Source organism: Candidatus Phytoplasma crotalariae, assembly GCF_030586865.1.
GTDB lineage: Bacteria > Bacillota_I > Bacilli_A > Acholeplasmatales > Acholeplasmataceae > Phytoplasma > Phytoplasma citri.
Genome location: NZ_JAOSIR010000049.1, coordinates 1 through 2,250, shown reverse-complemented (window position 1 = coordinate 2,250; position 2,250 = coordinate 1). Strand labels below are relative to the sequence as shown.

The 2,250-nt window shown below is 32.5% G+C and carries 1 protein-coding gene and 1 pseudogene; both read right to left on the bottom strand.

The genetic code is table 11. The annotated features are described in order from the left end of the window. Positions 1–864 (bottom strand): annotated as a pseudogene (locus OC683_RS02490) (reverse transcriptase domain-containing protein); the annotation flags it as partial. A gap of 619 nt (positions 865–1,483) precedes the next feature. Further along, on the bottom strand, positions 1,484–2,113 hold the full coding sequence (locus OC683_RS02330) for a DNA-formamidopyrimidine glycosylase family protein (RefSeq protein ID WP_338140525.1): 630 nt from the start codon (positions 2,111–2,113) through the stop codon (positions 1,484–1,486). Positions 2,114–2,250 lie beyond the last annotated feature (137 nt).

Below are 2,250 nucleotides of genomic sequence, written 5' to 3'. Positions count from 1 at the left end.
TTCCGAACTTTGGCAATCAATGTTTTTCGTTTTTTTGCCAGTGTTTTCAAACAGCTATCTTCAGCTAGATAATTTAGATGGGTTAAAACACCGAGATTGTTAGCTAAGAAAAGTATTTCAGACAATTGTTTGATAGGTCCGGATTGTTTCTAATTCGTCTCTATCTGCTAAAGCTTCATCGTGTTTCACCTTCCCCTTTTTTAACCAATTGTATTCATCTCCATATTCTTCAGCTTTCGCTTGAGAAATTTGGATTTGAACCTTGCCATTTAAGTAATTCTTAGTGGCTTTTTCTGTACGAGTTTTATTGGTGGGATTTACCTTTATCATGTAGGATAAAAACCTTGTGCCTTTGTTGGCCTTGACAATTTTTGATTTGTCCTCACTGATCGTAAGTTTAGCCATTGTGTTACTTGGTTTTTGATCCATTCAGCCTTGTCCATCAGCATAGCGACTCTTGGTTTTGATATTTGATGCCATCCTTCATGAAGCCGGCTTTTAACCATTTGTTAATGGTTGAGAGGACTTTATTCTTTTTGATGAACTGATTTAAGGTTTTTATAAGTATCTCATGATTGATCGTATCAAAATAGCCTTTGAAGTCGATTTTGACAAGATAATTAATTCCTTTAAATCTTTGTTTAACGCGTTTGATCGCGTCATGACCAGACTTTTTGGTTCTAAATCCAAAGTTCCATTCTGAGAAGATATTTTCAAAGTAGGGAGTTAGGAGTTGTTCCAGACATTTTTGTATTAGTCGATCTTTGATGGTCGGTAAACCCAGGGGGATCTGGTTCTTTTATTATCATTAGGAATGAGAATTCTCTTAACTGGTTTTTGGTGGTAACCATTATTGACATATTCCTAATAGTATTTTTATAGCAACCATTTGATGAACGATATTCTATGTTCGCGAAAGTTTAGTTGCTAGTGAAACTGTTATCAACTTGCCATTGAATAAATAATAAATTACTATCTTCTTTCGCCCTATAAGAGTCATTAACTCTCTTCTCGGTAAGCCGATTAACTAAATTATTCCAAATTTAGGTTTACCCTTACGACTACTAAAAAGATGCTTTATCCTTGACCATCCGGGCTTTTATTTCCGGATTAGTAAATTTCATTACTTGGTTTTAGGATTCTCCAAGTTACGCTAAATTTCGACCTTAATTCCTTAGGCGAAGTACCCTCTTTTAGAGAGGCTGATCCCAGGTTTCTTTATTTGATAAACTACTCAATACTTGAAGCTTATACTAGTAGACTCTGGACTGTCCGTTTCAGCAACTTCCGAACAGGTTATACTATTACATCAATTTTCCTTCTTAGGCCATTGCAGGCTTCTCCCTAGAATTATTTGGTGGCGAAGTCTTTTTGACTAATTTGCTTTTGTCGCAACCCGCTTTTATGGTCTGCTGTAATCTGACATTCTTTCGTCTGTCAGACCGACCATATCCATTCAGAGTTTATCAGCTCTGGCTATTGGTTAAATAGCACGAAATTTAGGCCTCTTTGGCGCCCCTTCAAAAGTATTAGTAGTGGTAGCTCCATCTTGAATAGAAGCTTTTAAAATATCGCGGGCATGTTTTAAAATATTTTCAACTTGTTTTAAACTTAAATGACATGAAGGCTTAGAAGGATGAATGCGAGCTAAAAACAAAATTTCACTAGCATAAATATTTCCTATTCCTGAAATTACACTTTGATCTAATAAAACTTGTTTAATAACTCTATTAGTTTTTTGTAATTTATTATAAAAATCATTTAACAAAATTTCGAAAGGATCTTTAGCTAATTTACTTAAAGGACTTTTAATCAAATAATCATTGTAATTATAAATTAAAAAACGTCCAAATTTACGAGTATCATAATAACTCATAACTATATCATTATCTAAATATAATCGCCAACATTCATGTTTATAAATATTATTACACAAATTAATAGGATTTAAATTAATTTTACCTTCCATGCGTAAATGACCAATTAAAACCAAGTTATTACTTAAAAAAAAAATTAAATATTTACCTTGACGCTTAACTTTTAAAAAAAATTTATTTTTAATTTGATTAAAATATTTTTTATTTCCTATAATCGGTTCATAAAAAATATCTATATTTTTAATAATCGAGATAGATTAACGCGGTTTAGAAAAAAGAAATGATAATAACTTTTTTCATATTCGCAATTAGCCCCCCACAGAACCGGACAAGCAAGTTTCCAAGCATCCGGCGCCTAATATCTTATAATCTC